This window comes from Mycolicibacterium smegmatis (assembly GCF_001457595.1).
In the GTDB taxonomy this organism is placed as follows: Bacteria; Actinomycetota; Actinomycetes; order Mycobacteriales; family Mycobacteriaceae; genus Mycobacterium; species Mycobacterium smegmatis.
On sequence record NZ_LN831039.1, the window covers coordinates 4,986,315 to 5,001,312 of the forward strand.

General features: G+C 68.4%; 14 protein-coding genes and 1 tRNA gene. 7 read left to right on the forward strand and 8 right to left on the reverse strand.

All coding sequences use genetic code 11. The annotated features are described in order from the left end of the window. The first annotated feature begins 249 nt into the window (after positions 1-249). The 4 genes from AT701_RS23850 to AT701_RS23865 are packed head-to-tail and all read left to right on the forward strand — an operon-like array spanning position 250 to position 4,230. Entirely contained in the window at positions 250-1,110 is an 861-nt protein-coding gene (locus AT701_RS23850; protein WP_058126729.1) for an SDR family oxidoreductase, read from the forward strand. Then, positions 1,107-2,597 (forward strand): class I adenylate-forming enzyme family protein, encoded by a 1,491-nt coding sequence (locus AT701_RS23855; protein WP_011730162.1) that lies wholly within the window; start codon positions 1,107-1,109, stop codon positions 2,595-2,597. Before AT701_RS23850 ends, AT701_RS23855 begins: the two co-directional genes overlap by 4 nt. A gap of 18 nt (positions 2,598-2,615) precedes the next feature. Beyond that, positions 2,616-2,918 (forward strand): hypothetical protein, encoded by a 303-nt coding sequence (locus AT701_RS23860; RefSeq protein ID WP_003896282.1) that lies wholly within the window; start codon positions 2,616-2,618, stop codon positions 2,916-2,918. A gap of 10 nt (positions 2,919-2,928) precedes the next feature. Next, on the forward strand, positions 2,929-4,230 hold the full coding sequence (locus AT701_RS23865; RefSeq protein WP_058126730.1) for an MFS transporter: 1,302 nt from the start codon (positions 2,929-2,931) through the stop codon (positions 4,228-4,230). On the opposite strand, the gene AT701_RS23870 is transcribed toward AT701_RS23865, so the two are convergent. From AT701_RS23870 to AT701_RS23895, 6 genes are all read right to left on the reverse strand, one after another. After that, the gene (locus AT701_RS23870) at positions 4,227-5,303 is read right to left on the reverse strand and encodes a phosphotransferase (protein WP_011730164.1); all 1,077 of its coding nucleotides are present in this window, start codon (positions 5,301-5,303) and stop codon (positions 4,227-4,229) included. The two genes, AT701_RS23865 and AT701_RS23870, sit on opposite strands and share 4 nt — an antisense overlap. Then, the gene (locus AT701_RS23875) at positions 5,300-6,502 is read right to left on the reverse strand and encodes a cytochrome P450 (RefSeq protein WP_058126731.1); all 1,203 of its coding nucleotides are present in this window, start codon (positions 6,500-6,502) and stop codon (positions 5,300-5,302) included. The genes AT701_RS23870 and AT701_RS23875 overlap by 4 nt, the downstream gene beginning before the upstream one ends. Before the next feature lie 105 nt (positions 6,503-6,607). Continuing rightward, the gene (locus AT701_RS23880; RefSeq protein WP_058126732.1) at positions 6,608-7,609 is read right to left on the reverse strand and encodes a LacI family DNA-binding transcriptional regulator; all 1,002 of its coding nucleotides are present in this window, start codon (positions 7,607-7,609) and stop codon (positions 6,608-6,610) included. After that, positions 7,606-8,928, reverse strand: coding sequence for an MFS transporter (locus AT701_RS23885; RefSeq protein WP_058126733.1), 1,323 nt, complete (start codon positions 8,926-8,928; stop codon positions 7,606-7,608). Before AT701_RS23885 ends, AT701_RS23880 begins: the two co-directional genes overlap by 4 nt. Positions 8,929-9,066: 138 nt before the next feature. Then, positions 9,067-9,600 carry an alkyl hydroperoxide reductase AhpD gene (gene ahpD, locus AT701_RS23890; protein ID WP_011730168.1) on the reverse strand — a complete coding sequence of 178 codons (534 nt, stop codon included), beginning with the start codon at positions 9,598-9,600 and terminating at the stop codon, positions 9,067-9,069. Positions 9,601-9,603: 3 nt separating this feature from the next. Further along, positions 9,604-10,191, reverse strand: coding sequence for a peroxiredoxin (locus AT701_RS23895; protein ID WP_011730169.1), 588 nt, complete (start codon positions 10,189-10,191; stop codon positions 9,604-9,606). A 589-nt stretch (positions 10,192-10,780) separates the two neighbouring features. On the opposite strand from AT701_RS23895, the gene AT701_RS23900 reads away from it, so the two are divergent. Further along, the gene (locus AT701_RS23900) at positions 10,781-12,250 is read left to right on the forward strand and encodes a neutral zinc metallopeptidase (RefSeq protein WP_014878177.1); all 1,470 of its coding nucleotides are present in this window, start codon (positions 10,781-10,783) and stop codon (positions 12,248-12,250) included. 14 nt (positions 12,251-12,264) lie between these two features. Here AT701_RS23900 and AT701_RS35115 read toward each other — a convergent pair whose 3' ends face one another. Beyond that, the gene (locus tag AT701_RS35115) at positions 12,265-12,525 is read right to left on the reverse strand and encodes a hypothetical protein (protein ID WP_162139555.1); all 261 of its coding nucleotides are present in this window, start codon (positions 12,523-12,525) and stop codon (positions 12,265-12,267) included. Between the two features lie 47 nt (positions 12,526-12,572). Here AT701_RS35115 and AT701_RS35120 point away from each other — a divergent pair, with 47 nt between their 5' ends. Further along, entirely contained in the window at positions 12,573-12,878 is a 306-nt protein-coding gene (locus tag AT701_RS35120; RefSeq protein WP_003896292.1) for a DUF4333 domain-containing protein, read from the forward strand. A 102-nt stretch (positions 12,879-12,980) separates the two neighbouring features. Then, entirely contained in the window at positions 12,981-14,834 is a 1,854-nt protein-coding gene (locus AT701_RS23915) for a fatty acyl-AMP ligase (RefSeq protein WP_011730173.1), read from the forward strand. Here the strand turns inward: AT701_RS23915 and AT701_RS23920 are convergent. Beyond that, a tRNA-Leu gene (locus AT701_RS23920) sits at positions 14,835-14,921 on the reverse strand. Positions 14,922-14,998: the final 77 nt, after the last annotated feature.

A 14,998-nucleotide genomic window follows, 5' to 3' on the forward strand; every position in this document is an offset into this window, starting at 1 on the left:
ACGTACTTGCCAAAAATGAGAATGCCAATACCGCACGGCGGTAATGTGTGGCGTGTGCAGCATGGGAACACCCTCACCTGCGCACCCTCGCGCCGCACCGAACGCTCAGGCAGTCGGGGTGCGACCCGTCGCCGCACCGCATGAGTACGCCACTTGCCAAAACCGAGAATGCCAATACCCTTCTGGGTACGCGGCAACGTTCGCATCCGACGCGCCGGTCAGCTCCGCCGCGCCCCGACGAGGAGGCCCATGTCCAGCCAGCAGGAGTCTTTCGCCGATCGCACGATGGTCGTGTCGGGCGGCAGCCGGGGTATCGGCCTGGCGATCGCACTGGGTGCGGCCAAACGCGGCGCCAACGTGGTGCTGCTCGCCAAGACCGCGCAACCGCATCCGAAACTGCCCGGCACCGTGCACACCGCGGTCGCCGAGGTCGAGGCCGCCGGCGGCAAGGGCGTCGCGGTGGTCGGTGACGTTCGCAAGGATGAGGACGTCGCACGCGCCGTCGACACCGCGGTGGAACGCTTCGGCGGCGTCGACATCGTGGTCAACAACGCCAGCGCGATCGCGACCGAACCGACCGAATCGCTTGCGGTCAAGAAATTCGACCTGATGATGGACATCAACGTGCGCGGCACGTTCCTGCTGACCAAGGCCGCCCTGCCGCACCTGCGCACGTCCGTGGAGGCCGGGCGCGCCGCCCATGTGCTGACCCTGGCCCCGCCGCTCAACCTCAACCCGTACTGGCTGGGTGCACACCCGTCCTACACGCTGTCCAAGTACGGGATGACCCTGCTGTCGCAGGGCTGGGCCGCGGAGTATGCCGACTCCGGAATCGGTTTCAGCTGCCTGTGGCCCGAGACGTACATCGCGACGGCGGCCGTGGCCAACGGCGCAGGAGGTGCCGAACTGCTGAAATCCTCCCGCAGCCCCGAGATCATGGCCGACGCCGCCGTCGAGATCCTGTCCCGGCCGGCCGGCGAGGTCAACGGCCAGACCTTCGTCGACTCCGAAGTTCTCACCACAGCAGGCGTGAGCGACCTGTCCCGTTACGGTGGCGGGGACAGTCCGATCATCGACATCTTCATCGACGCACCGGGACAGGGCGCATGAGCATATCGCTGCTGCTCGAGATGGCATCGTCGGGAGATCCCGACCGCACCGCGGTGGTTTCCGACGACACCCGGCTCACCGCAGGCGAGTTGAGCACATTGGCCGACGGGGCAGCAGGCGTCATCGCCGGGTCAGGCGCGGCACACGTCGCCTACGTGGGTACCGGTGGCGCGCTGCTGCCGCTGCTGCTGTTCGCCTCGGCACGCGCGGCGATCCCCTTCACCCCCCTGAACTACCGTCTCAGCGCCGAAGGTCTGCGCGAGCTGGTCGACCGGTTGCCCACACCGCTGGTGATCGCCGACGGCGAGTACGCCGGCATGCTCGCCGGAGCGGGCAGGCCGGTGCTCACCTCCGAGGAGTTCCTGTCCCAGGCCCGCACGGCCGATCCGGCCGCAGAGTTCGCCGACCCCGACGCGGTCGCGGTGGTGCTGTTCACCTCGGGCACCACATCGCGCCCCAAGGCCGTCGAACTCACCCACAACAACCTCACGAGCTACATCACCGGGACCGTCGAATTCGGTTCGGCCGCACCGGAGGACGCCGCGCTGATCTGTGTGCCGCCGTACCACATCGCGGGTGTCAGCGCGGCGATGTCCAACCTGTACGCCGGCCGGAAGATGGTGTACCTGCGCAACTTCGACGCACACCGCTGGGTCGAGTTGGTGCGCACCGAGGGCGTCACGTCTGCCACCGTGGTGCCGACCATGCTCGACCGTATCGTCACCGCACTTGAGACCACGCGCGCCGAGCTGCCGACCCTGCGCAACCTCGCCTACGGCGGATCCAAGGTCGCGCTGCCCCTGGTCCGCAAGGCGCTGGAGCTGATGCCGAACGTCGGATTCGTCAACGCCTACGGTCTCACCGAAACCAGCTCCACCATCGCGGTCCTCGGACCCGACGACCACCGGGCCGCGCTGGCCTCCGACGACCCCGGTGTGACCCGCCGCCTCGGGTCGGTGGGACAGGTGGTGCCCGGGATCGAGGTGCAGATCCGCGGCGAGGACGGCACCGTGCTGGGGCCCGGCGAGACCGGTGAGCTGTTCGTGCGCGGCGAGCAGGTGTCCGGCCGGTACACCGAGATCGGGTCGGTGCTCGACGAGGACGGCTGGTTCCCCACCAAAGACGTTGCGATGCTTGACCAGGACGGCTATCTGTTCATCGGCGGCCGGTCGGACGACACCATCATCCGCGGCGGCGAGAACATCGCTCCCGCCGAGATCGAGGACGTTCTCGTGGAACATCCCGACGTGCGCGACGTCGCGGTGGTCGGCCCCGAGGACCCCCAGTGGGGCCAGATCATCGTCGCGGTCGTGGTGCCCGCCGACGGCGCCGAACCCGACGCCGACGTACTCCGCGAGCACGTCCGCAAACACCTGCGCGGATCCCGCACCCCCGACCGCGTGGTCTTCCGCGCCGAACTGCCCACCAACGCCACCGGCAAGGTGCTGCGCCGTCAACTCGTCGACGAACTCCAGCCCATCTCGTAGGAATCGAAGGAGTCATCAGTGATCAAGAACGGCACGCGCCTGCAGAGCCAGGTGTGCGACACCCAGGTGATCGTCGTCCGCAGCGCCGACAGCCTCGACGACCTGCGCGCCGGAGGCGTCCCGATGATCCCGCTGGACGCCGAGAAGGACAGTGGCGCAACGCTCGACCCGGCATTCGCCGACGGCACCCTGATGGGCAAACGCTACGTCGACGACAACGGCGCCGAGGTGCTGGTCACCAAGGCCGGCGCCGGGACGCTGTCGATCGGGACCACACCGCTGGGCCTCAAGGAGGCCAAGCCGCTGCCCGCGAGCGACTAGCGCCACGGGCATGGCCACGTCGACGGGGGTGCGGGTATCCCCGCTTCGCGTCGCGGTCGCGAGCTTCATCGGGACCACGGTCGAGTTCTACGACTTCCTGATCTACGGGACCGCGGCCGCGCTCGTCTTCCCCAAGCTGTTCTTCCCACAGGCCTCGCCCGCGGCGGGCATTCTCCTGTCGTTCGCGACATTCGGCGTCGGGTTCATCGCCCGACCGCTCGGCGGCATCGTGTTCGGGCATTTCGGCGACCGCATCGGCCGCAAGCGCATGCTCGTGTACTCCCTTGTCGGCATGGGTGTCTCGACCGTGCTGATCGGCCTGCTGCCCACCTACGCCCAGATCGGGCTGGCGGCCCCGGTCCTGCTGACCGTGCTGCGCCTGTGCCAGGGCTTCGCAGTCGGCGGCGAATGGGGCGGCGCGACGCTCATGGCCGTCGAGCACGCGAGCGCCGACCGGCGTGGTTTCTACGGCGCCTTCCCCCAGATGGGCGCCCCGGCAGGCACGGCGTCGGCGACGCTGGCGTTCTTTTTGGCCTCGCAACTGCCCGACGCGCAGTTCCTCGCGTGGGGGTGGCGGCTGCCGTTCCTGTTCAGCGCCGTGCTGATCGTGATCGGTCTGGTGATCCGGCTCAAGCTGACCGAGAGCCCCGAGTTCTCCGCGGTGGTGCAGAACTCGGCGGTACGGCGGATGCCGATCGTCGAGGCGTTCCGCAGGCACTGGCGCCAGATCGTGCTGGTGGCGGGCGCCTACCTGTCCCAGGGGGTGTTCGCCTACATCTGCGTGGCCTACCTGGTGTCCTATGCCACCACCGCCGCCGGGATCGACCGCACCGCCGCACTTTTCGCTGTCTTCGTCGCCGCGCTGGTGGCCGTGGCGGCCTACCCGGCCTTCGGCGCGTGGTCGGATGCGGTGGGCCGCAAACGTCTGTTCCTGGTCGGCGTGGTCCTCATGGCGGCCTCGGTGTTCCCGGTCTTCGCGCTGATCGACACCGGCAGCGCGCTGCTGTTCGGCGTCGCGCTGGTCCTGGTGTTCGGCCTGGCGATGGCCCCGGCCGCCGGCGTGACAGGCGCGCTGTTCAGCCTCGCCTTCGACGCCGACGTCCGGTACAGCGGGGTGTCGATCGGTTACACGCTGTCACAGGTCGTCGGGTCGGCGTTCGCGCCGACGATCGCCGCAGCGCTGTACGCCGCGACGCAATCCAGTGACTCGATCGCGTGGTATCTGGTTGCCGTGTCGGCGATCTCGGTGGTCGCCGGTACGCTGCTGCCGTCTGACCGCAGCGCACCAGAGGCCGCGGTGGTGAAGGGCTAGGCGGTCAGATCCGCGAGCGCCTCGGCGGTCTGCAGATCCTCGTACGCCGCCGAATAGCGTTGCGCGAGCGCCAGCGCGATGTCGGGACGCTGCCACAACTCCCCCGCGCTCGCGGTCGCGAGCCACGTCATGAGCCCATGTGCGACCGACGCGCGGTACCGCAACCAGATCTGTTCCAGCGAGGGCTTTTCCGCGTCGGGTAACTCGAGCGCGTCAGAATATTCCTGCAACAGCTCCCGCTCGGCGATGCGCCTGTCCTCCGTACGCAGGGCGCCCTGCAGGAAGTACCCGAGATCCACCGCGAAGTTCCCGCGGCGCGCGACCTGCCAGTCGAGGAATCCGACGTCACCGTCGGGCGTGAGGTAGGTGTTGCCGATGTGCGCGTCGCCGTGCAGCAGGGTCTGCGGTTCCGACGACGCGGTGAGGCAGCGGATGTAGGGCTTCCAGACGCCCTCGACGAGGTGGTCGATGGTCAGCGCCTGTACCGACGGCGGCGCGTCGTCACCGAGTCGCTCGAGCGCGGCCGGCAGCGGCGCCCACTGCATCCCGTCCCACGGTTCGAACGGTTCGAGCCACGCCAGCGTGGGGTGTCGAAGCCGCTCACCCCAGAACTGCCCGTGCAGGCGCGCGAGCGCACGCACGCCGTTGGCGGCCTGGTCGACGGTCAGCGGCCGCGTCGCGTCGCGCGGGTCCGCACCGCGGGCGGTGAGGTCTTCCATGACGAGCACGAACTCCTCGTCGGCCTCGTCGATCGCCGCCGCGTACACCGTCGGATGTTCCAGCGGCAGCGCCACATCCGAGTTGAACAGCCGCGGCTCGTGCAGCAGGCCGCTGGTCATCTTGATCATCGCCTTGTGGTCGGGGTCCACGGCCTTGACGAACAGCGTGGCGGGCCCGGCAGGCCCGGGACGGTACGTCACGGCGAGTCGCGCCCGCCGGTTCGTGCCGTCGTCGCGCATGTCGACGCCGACACCCTCGACCACGGCGCCGGGATGGTGCGTTGCGAGCGCGGCCGTGAGCCACTGCGGGGTGATCTCGGTCCAGTCCCGGGGAACCGTGAGCGCCGCGGTCATCGGACGATCACCGGCAGCGAGTCCCAGCCCCGCACCGTGGAGGTGGGCGAGAGCTCGGCGCTCGCGAGGTCGACGTCCCACTCGGGGAATCGCTTGAGGATCTCCTCGAGTGCGACGCGGCCCTCGAGGCGGGCCAGCGCCGAGCCCAGGCAGAAGTGGGTGCCGACGCTGAACGCCAGGTGCTGACGCGGCGCGCGATTGATGTCGAAAACCTCGCCGTCGGGCGGGAACTGGCGACTGTCACGCACCGCCGCGCCGATCAGCAGCATCATCACGCTGCCCTCGGGGACCGTCCGGCCGTGGTACTCGACGTCGCGCGTGACGTACCGGGCCACGTGCGGGGCGGGCGGCTCGAACCGCAGGATCTCTTCGATGGCCTGCGGGATCAGGGCGGGGTTCTCGACGAGTTGACGGCGCTGGTCGGGGTGTTCGGCGAGTGTCTTTGCGGCCCAGCCGATCAGCCGCGTGGTGGTCTCGTTGCCCGCACCGGCGACGACGTTGATGTAGATCAGCAGTTCCTCGCGCGTGAGGTTGCGGGTGACACCGTGCTCATCGGTGAACTCGACGTTGAGCAACTCGGTCATGATGTCGTCGGACGGGTTGTCCTTGCGCCAGTCGATGTACGCCTCGAAGATCGACCCGTCGACCAGACCCTCCTCGGCGGCCTTCATGGGCTTGCCCGCCTCGGTGCGCATCTGCGCGTTGCCGTGGTCGCGGATCTTCTCCTGGTCCTCCTCGGGGATCCCCAGCAGCGCGCTGATCACCCGCATGGGCATGATCGCGCCGAAATCCTTGATGATGTCGAACCTCTCGGCGCCGGCGACAGCGTCGAGGCTCTGCGCGCAGAACTCCCGGATCTTGGGTTCGAGCGCGTTGATCTTGCGGGGCGTGAACATGCGTGAGAGCAGCTTGCGGTGCGCGGTGTGGATCGGTGGATCCTCGAAGATCAGTGCGCCCGAGGGTATCTCGATGTTGGCCTTGATCAGCTCGACGATCGCGCCACGTGCCGAGCTGAAGGTCTCGTGGTCGATGAGTGCCTTGTTGACGTCGCTGAACCGGCTCAGCGCGTAGAAGTCGAACTGCTCGTTGTAGTACAGCGGCGCCTCTTCGCGCAGCCGGGCGAACGTCGGGTACGGGTCGGCGTTGATCGCGACGTCGTACGGATCGAAGTACACGTTCTGGGTAGCGCTCGCTGTCACGGAAACCCACCTCTCTGTGATCGAGAACGGAGTTTACACAGCGGTGGTTATGCGCGTAAGTGAACGGCGAGATCGATGCCGGGACGCCCCCTGAAGCGACGCCGATCAGGTTGAATCGCGCACGATCAGCGTCGCGACGTCGATGTCGCTCGGATCCGAGTCGGTCGGGTAGCCGAGCTCCGACATCATCGCCGCGACCGCGACGTCGACGATCGCCTTGGCGTCGAACGAGACCGAGGTGAGCGGCGGCGCGCTCACCGCGCCGAGTTCGATCGCGTTGACCCCCATCACCGCCATGTCCCGCGGGCAGCGCAGGCCCGCGTTGCGCAGACCGTGCAGCACCACGAAGGCCGTCTCGTCGCTCTGCGCGCAGATCGCCGTGACGCCCGTGTCGGCCCACCGGGTCACGACGTCGGCCGCGTTGGATCCGTCGGACGCGACGCTCGCGACCGCGATCTCGGGCAACCCGCGCTTCTGCGCGGCCGCGTGCAGACCCGCGAGCCAGTAGTCGCCGAGCGGGCGCAGTTGCTCGTCGGTGGTGTAGGCGAACGCCAGCCGTGTGTGCCCACGCGAGGCCAGGTGCTCGACGCGCATCTCCCCGATGCTGCGGTCGAGCGCACCGATCGCGTGCAACTGTGAACTGCCCAGGTGGATCTGGGGTATGCCGGCCGCCGTCGCGGCTGCCAGGGCGTTGCCGGTCAGGGGGAACGTGCTGGTGATGGCCATCGGGTTGAGGTCGGCGATCGCGTCGACGACGTTGCGGTCGTCGTCGGTCTCGAACTGCAGCGACAACACGATGCCGTGCCGGGCGAGTGCGGTGGTGAGCCGGCTGCCGACCTCGATGGGGAGGTTGCCCAGCGACAGCCGCCCGACGATGTAGAGCACCACGCCGCTGCCCCCGGACGCGAGATTGCGTGCCGCGAGGTTGGGCCGGTATCCGAGTTCGGCCGCGGCACGGCGCACGGCCTCCTGCGTCTGCTCCGAGATCCGCTGGCCCGGAACGTTGTTGAGGACATAACTGACCGTGGCGGTCGAGACGTTGGCGAGCCTGGCGACGTCGGCTTTGGTCGGGCGTACGGTAGGTCGGCTCGGTCTGCCTTGGCTCACGATGTCATCGTGGCACGCTGCGCGTCGTCTGCGTGGTCGGTCGGCAGCGGACGTCCCGCGTTCTCGGTGAGGGTGAGCACCGCGGCGACCGAGACGACGGCCGCGACGATGAGATACAGCGCGGGCGCGTGGTGGTTGCCGGTGGCCGCGGTGAGCCAGGTGACGACGTACGGCGTCGTCCCGCCGAACACCGCGACCGAGATGTTGTAGCCGATCGAGAAGCCGCTGTAGCGCACGCGCGTGGTGAACAGCTCGACGCCGGCGCTGACCGCGGTTGCGACGTACGTCGATTCGATGGCCGCGAGCAGGCAGTGCCCGACGATCGCGGCGGCCACCGACCCGGATGTCATGAGCAGGAACAGCGGGTATGCCAGCACCACGAACCCGATCGAGCCGGCCAGCAGCAGCGGTTTGCGCCCCACCCGGTCCGACAGCGCGGCCAGCGGCAGGATCAGTACAAGGGCCGTGAGGCTCGCGAGCGTGATCGACACGAACGACTCGGTCTTGCTGAACTCCAGCGTCTTGATGAAGTAGGTGGGGATGAACGTGAACACCACGTAGTAGCCCACGTTGAAGACGATGAACATGCCGATGACCTGCAGGATCGGTTTCCGGGCGGTGCGGAGCGCCTCGCGCAGCGGGGATTTGGCGACGCGGTCGGCCGCGTCGAGCTTCTCGAACTCGGGGGTGTCGTCGAGACGCAGCCGGATGTAGAGGCCGACCAGCCCCAGCGGTGCGGCGATGAGGAACGGGATGCGCCATCCGTAGGTGTCCATGGCCTCCGGTGGCAGCAGCGCGGCCAGCACGGTCACGGTGATCGAGCCGAGCAGGAACCCGAGCACGCCGGACCAGGCGATGAACGTGACGGTCAGCCCACGGCGGCGTTGTGTCGCGTATTCCGCGAGATACACCGCGCCGCCGCCGTATTCACCGCCGGCGGAGAATCCCTGCAGGCAGCGCAGCAGCAACAGCAGCAGCGGCGCCACGACGCCGATCGTGCTGTAGGTGGGCAGCAGGCCGATGCCGAGGGTCGCGGCCGACATCAGCAGGATCACGATCGCGAGGACCCGCTGGCGTCCCAGGCGGTCACCCAGCGGTCCGAAGACAAAGCCGCCGAGGGGACGCATGAAGAACGCAGCGGCGAAGATCGCGAAAGTGTTGAGCAGTGCGGCGGTTTCGTCGCCCGCCGGGAAGAAGTTCGCGGCGATGGAGGTCGCGAGGAAGCCGTAGATGGCGAAGTCGAACCATTCCACGGCGTTGCCGATCGATGCGCCCATGACGGCTCTGCGCACTGCGGTCTCACGGTCTGTGACTGCCATTGGAAACCCGCCTCTCCTGATGCGAGAAGCGAGTTTACCGCTGACGGTTATGCGCTTGAGCGCGTTGGCGAGACCGGCCGGAAAACCACAAGCGGCCGGATGCCATGAGGGCATCCGGCCGCTTGTGCAGTGGTCGTACTAGACCGCGGCGAGGGTGTCCGCGGTGAGCAGCGCCTGAGCGACACCGGAGACGATCGACGCGAGGCGGATCGCCTCGAAGATCGTCGTGCGCGCGACATCCGCGTCACGCAGCGTCTTCTCGTGCGCGGCAAGGCAGTGACCACAGCCGTTGATCGCCGAAACCGCCAGCGACCACAGCTCGAAGTCCTCCTTGGCGACACCGGGGTTGCCGATGATGTTCATCCGCAGGCCGGCGCGAAGGTCGTCGTACTTGCCGTCGAGCTGCCCCTTGGTGCGGTAGAAGACGTTGTTCATCCCCATGATCGCGGCCGCGCCGAGAGCGGCGTTGTAGGCCTCTTCACTGAGGATGTCGAGCGCGTCCTCCGAGATCTCACGCAGCAGCCGCGCGTTCTTGGTGGCGGCCGCGGTGGCGACCAGCGCGCCCCACAACTGCTGCTCGGTGAGCTCGGTCGTGTTGGCGATGCTGCCCAGGTTGAGCTTGAGATCCTTGGCGTACTCGGGCAGGGCCGACTTGATGTTGTCGATGCTCATGGATCACACCGCCCCAGCCAGCAGCTCGCCTGCGTTGATCGTCGGATCGCCCTTCTTCCAGTTGCACGCGCACAGTTCGTCGGACTGCAGCGCGTCGAGCACGCGCAGCACCTCGTCGACGTTGCGGCCCACCGAGCCCGCGGTCACCGACACGAACTGGACCTCGTTGTTGGGGTCGACGATGAAGGTCGCGCGGTCGGCGACACCGTCGGCGTTGAGCACGCCGCACGCGGCGGTCAGCTCACGCTTGAGATCCGAGACCATCGGGAAGGGCAGGGTCTTGAGGTCCTCGTGCTGTGCACGCCACTGGAAGTGGACGAACTCGTTGTCCACCGACACACCGAGCACCTTGGCGTCGCGGTCCTCGAAGTCCTCGTTCAGCTTGCCGAAGGCCGCGATCTCCGTCGGGCACACGAACGTGAAGTCCTTGGGCCAGAAGAAGATGATGCGCCACTTGCCCTCGTAATCCTTGCTGGTGACGCGGGTGAAGTAGTCATCGGGCTGCTTGGCGTCAACCTTGGACAGATCGCCGCCAACCACAGCGGTCAGGTCGTACTCCGGAAACTGGTCACCGATCGTCAAAAGAGCCATTCACAGCATCCCATCTACGTGTTCTTGTTTTCTGGAATGATTCCAGATTTACACCACGATTCTGGTCGCGCCCTCTTACAAATGCAACTTTGCTGAGCCGTGATTCTCCACACCGCCGCTCACGTCGTGCGACGGGCATCACATCCCGAAACGCACGGATCTCCCGCGCGCGGGACGCGGCGACCGAACGCGCCGCGGATGCGGTCTGCCGACCCCGACGCCCCGAGGAGACGAACGCGCCGACAGGTCCGGCAGAACCGTACGTGACGGCCGTCGGGACATTCAAATCGCATCCGCGCACCGCTGCGCACCCGGGTGTCCGGCCAACCCCACCCGAGCCGTCAGACCCGGGAATCCAATTGCAGGACACAAGAGTTCGATTCCAGTCACGACACCGCCCCAGAAGCGGGGAACCGCGCGGTTGCGCGGGCCGACCGGTCCGCGACACCTCGGCCTGACCACAGCCCCACACACGGCGAGACCGCCGGCGGACTCACGGCGTGGCACCTGCGGGCGCCACCACCTGGACCCGGCACCGCCCGGTGCGGCGATGTCTTGAGCGCACCCCGTCGGAGCAGGTAATACTTGCATGAATGTGGACGTCGGAAGGCGGATGGTGGCGAGGGTTTGCTGGGGAGCCTTCCTTGCGGTATGTGCGATCACGCTGGCCGGGTGCAGCAGCGACCCGGTGATCGCCGGGCGGGCGACGTCGATGCTGTTCGTCCCCGACCGCGTCGGCGGGCTGCAGGTGACCGAGGGCCCGAGCGGCACCCGGCCTGACGCCCCCGCCCCCAGACGCCAGGCCGAGAACACCGACGGCGGCCAGATCGACAACCTGGCACTGCTCGCGGTCGACGACATCGAAGATTTCTGGTCGCAGAACTATTCGGGCGGATCGCTGCGCGGTTCGTTCACGCCGATCCGCCGCCTGGTGTCCTACAACTCCGACCAGTCCCCCGGCATCGAGATCTGCGGTGAGGACACCGAAGGCCTCACCAACGCGTTCTACTGCTTCAACGACGACGTCATGGCCTGGGACCGCGGCGTCGCGATCCCGGTGGCCGCACAGTATTTCGGCCAGATGGGCGTGGTCGGCGTGATGGCCCACGAATACGGCCACGCCGTGCAGCATCAGGCCGGGCTGATCGACACCCGGTCGACGCCCGTGCTAATCGCCGAACAACAGGCCGACTGCTTCGCCGGGGTCTACCTGCGCTGGGTCGCGGCGGGCAATTCACCGCGCTTCGCGCTGAGCACAGGCGACGGTCTCAACCATGTCCTCGCGGGCATCATCTACATCCGCGATCCGCTCATGACACAACTCGACGCCGCGCTCACCGGCAACGAACACGGTTCGGCGCTCGACCGCGTGAGCGCCTTCCAGATCGGCTTCAGCGGCAACGTCGACCAGTGCGCTGCGATCGACATGGACGACATCAAGAAGCGGCGCGGCGACCTTCCCAAGTTCCTCGACGGCGTCGTCGCCGATCCCTCGGCCGGAAACGACGAGATCACCGAGGACCTGCTCACCGACGTCATGGACTCGCTGGGCCAGATCTTCGCGCCGGCCGACCCGCCGAGCCTGACCATCGGCGACGCGTCCGGATGCCCCGACGCGCAACCCACACCGCCTGCGTCGTACTGCCCGGCCACGAACACGATCGTCGTCGACATGCCGGGCCTGCAGGCCCTGGGCGAGACCAAGACCGAGAACGAGGAACAGGAGCTGCTGCAGGGCGACAACTCCGCGATCTCGGTGCTGACATCGCGCTACGCGCTCGCGGTCGCCCGCGAGAAGGGCCACGCGATCGACAATCCCGTGGCCGCCATGCGCACGGCGTGCCTCACCGGCGTCGCGCAGGCCGCGATGGCCGAACCCGGTCTGCCCGTGCGCCTGTCGGCGGGCGACACCGACGAGGCGATCAGCGGGTTGCTGACCAACGGGCTCGCGGCCAGCGACGTCAACGGCGCGTTGCTCCCCGCGGGGTTCACGCGCATCCTGGGCTACCGATCCGGGCTGCAAGGTGACGATGCGCAGTGCTACCAACGGTTCCCGTGAGAGGCCAGGAGAAGTCATGAGCGGACCCGAGCGGCCCTGGTGGGTGAGGCCCGGTGGTGCACCGCCACCACCCGGCGCACCCCGGCCTGCCGCGCCTGGGCCCCGCCCAGGCCCACCACCCGGCCCGCCACCCGGTCCGCTCCGACCGCCCGCCGCACCGCCCCGCCACAGTGCACCTCCCCCGCGCGCGACCCGGCCGGCACCTCGCCCCAACCCGTACGCCCCGCTGCCGCGGCCCCGTGCCCAGGGCGGCCCGTCAGCTCCGTCGTCGGCACCGCCGCGCCGCAGGCACAAGGCTCCGGCGCGCTGGCAGGTCGTCGCCATGGCCGCGGCGGCCGTCGTCGTCATCGCCGCGGTGGCCGTGGGACTGTGGATGCGCGGTGAGGCCGGCGGCCCGCGCCTCGACGTGCGCCAGGCCGAGGCCGGCGTGGCCGAGATCCTGTCCGATCCGGTGTACGGCTACGGCGCGAACGACGTTGCCGCGGTGGCGTGCAACAACGGCAAGAACCCCCGCGTCGAGGTCGGCTCGACGTTCATGTGCGCGGTCGACATCAACGGCACCGTGCGGCAGGTGGTGGTCGAGTTCACCGACGACGACGGCACGTACGCCGTCGACGGCCCCCGCTGAGGGCCCGCGAAGTGAGCTGCGTCATATCGACGCGTGTCCAGTGATCACTGTCATGATCATTCGACGCGGTCGGTATTTAGACCGACTATTAGTGTGAATGCAATGGGTCGGGTTTCGTCGGGCAGCACTGTCGCCCATTCCTCCTCCATCGAGGACTACCTCCGCTCCGACGGCACCATCGTGGTGCCCGACGGCGTCACACTCACGTCTTTCCTCGACCGCAATCGCGCGATCTACGGGGACCGTCCGTCGTACCGGTTCATCGACTATTCGCACGATCCCGACGGTCAGGCCGTCGAGCTCAGCTGGAATGCCCTGTGGGCGCAGGTGTGCGCGGTCGGCGCGCGCCTGCAGCAGGTCACCCGGCCGCGCGACCGCGTCGCGATCCTGACCCCGCAGGGCGTGGACTACGTCGCGGCGTTCTTCGCGGCGATCCACGCGGGCAATGTCGCGGTGCCGCTGTTCGCACCGAGTCTCGCGGGCCACACCGAGCGCCTCGCGGCCGTGCTGGCCGACGCAAGGCCCACCGTCGTGCTGACGACCACCGCGGCCTCGGAGTCGGTGCGCAAGTTCCTGCGCACGCTGCCCGCGGCCGAGCGGCCGCGCATGATCGCCGTCGACGCGGTACCCACGACGCTGGCCGACATGTTCACCGCGCCCGAGGTCGACACCGACGACGTCGCCTACCTGCAGTACACGTCGGGTTCGACGCGCACGCCGGCAGGCGTCGAGATCACGCATCGCAACGTGTGCACCAACGTGCTGCAGATGATCCTCGCCGGTGATCTGGAGATGGGCATCCGCAGCGTCAGCTGGCTGCCGCTCTACCACGACATGGGCCTGATCATGATCATGTTCCCGGCGTTGTGCGGCAACCACATCACGCTCATGGATCCCATGGCGTTCGTCCGGCGGCCCTACCGCTGGATCAAGCAGCTCGGCATCGAGGCCGCCTACGGGCGCACACTCGCGGCCGCACCGAATTTCGCCTACGAGCTGGCCGCCGAGCGCGGGCTCCCGCCGAGCGGCGACGCGCTGGATCTGAGCAACGTCGTGACGCTGCTCAACGGGTCCGAACCGGTGACCATGGCGGCGGTCGAGAAGTTCACGACGGCGTTCGCGCCGTACGGACTGCCCGCGACCGCGGTCAAACCGTCCTACGGCATGGCCGAGGCGACGCTGTCGGTCGCGAGCATCGCGCCGTCGGCCGCGGCCAGCGTCATCCACTTCGACCGCGAGGAGCTGAGCGCGGGCCGCGCCGTGGCCGTCGCGCACGGCACCGACCGCGCCGTGCCGCACGTGTCGTGCGGTCAGCCGATCCCCAACCAGTGGGCCGTGATCGCCGACGCCGACGGCAACGAGGCACCTGACGGCGCGGTGGGCGAGATCTGGTTGCACGGCAACAACATCGGGCAGGGCTACTTCGGCCGTGCCGACGAGACCGAGCGCGTGTTCGGCAACAAGCTGCAGACGCGCCTGGACGCGGGCAGCCACGCCGACGGCGCACCCGACAACGGCGCGTGGCTCGCGACAGGCGATCTCGGTGTCTACGTCGACGGTGAGCTGTACCTGACCGGACGGATCAAGGACCTCATCGTCATCGACGGCCGCAACCACTACCCCACCGACATCGAGACCACGGTGAGCCTGTCGTCACCGGCCGTGCGGTCCGGTTACGTCGCGGCGTTCTCGATCCCCGGCGAGCGCGGCGAGGAGCTGGCGATCGTCGCCGAGCGCGCGGCGGGTGCGGGCCGCGCCGAACCCGGCCCGATCGTCGACGCCGTGCGCGCCGCGGTGTCGCGTCAGCATCAGGTGCGGGTGGCCGATGTGCGGATGGTCGCCGCGGGCGTCATCCCTCGCACGACGAGCGGCAAGCTCGCGCGCAGCGCGTGCCGCGCGGAATATCTGGCGGGCAAGTACGACCCGGTCGCGAAAACTGCGCCGCAACCGGCGTGATGGTGCGGGCGGTGGGACTCGAACCCACACGTTCTCTCGAACACGGGCACCTAAAACCCGCGCGTATACCGATTTCGCCACGCCCGCAGCGTGCCGATCGTACCGCCTCGTGCCGACCACTCGTGGTCACCGCCCGGCTTGACACCTTGGTCAGGCCGAATGAC